This window comes from Planomicrobium sp. MB-3u-38 (assembly GCF_002836425.1).
GTDB lineage: Bacteria > Bacillota > Bacilli > Bacillales_A > Planococcaceae > Planococcus > Planococcus okeanokoites.
Genome location: NZ_PJBO01000032.1, coordinates 1 through 322, shown reverse-complemented (window position 1 = coordinate 322; position 322 = coordinate 1). Strand labels below are relative to the sequence as shown.

General features: G+C 37.0%; 1 pseudogene. It reads right to left on the bottom strand.

Going from position 1 to position 322, the window contains the following annotated elements:
* Positions 1–322 (bottom strand): annotated as a pseudogene (locus CXF70_RS07430) (type I glyceraldehyde-3-phosphate dehydrogenase); the annotation flags it as partial.

Sequence of the window (322 nt, the reverse complement as noted above, 5' to 3'; positions counted from 1 at the left end):
TATTAGGGCTATCATGTAATTTTTGCGAAGGTGTATAGGCTTTAATTGTAGTCATATAACCAGTTACAATTCCAAAGTTATCATGTAATACTTTCGCAACTGGAGCTAAATCATTAGTTGTACAAGAAGCTGAAGAAATTATCATGTCGTCTTTTGTAACAATGCCCTCATTAACACCGTAAACGATCATCTTCGTTTCCTGATCTGCTGGAGCAGTTATAATTACTCTTTTAGCACCTGCGTCAAGATGTGCCTGAGCCTTATCAGCCGTTTTATAAATACCGGTTGCTTCTAACACGATATCAATTTGCAACTCATTCCA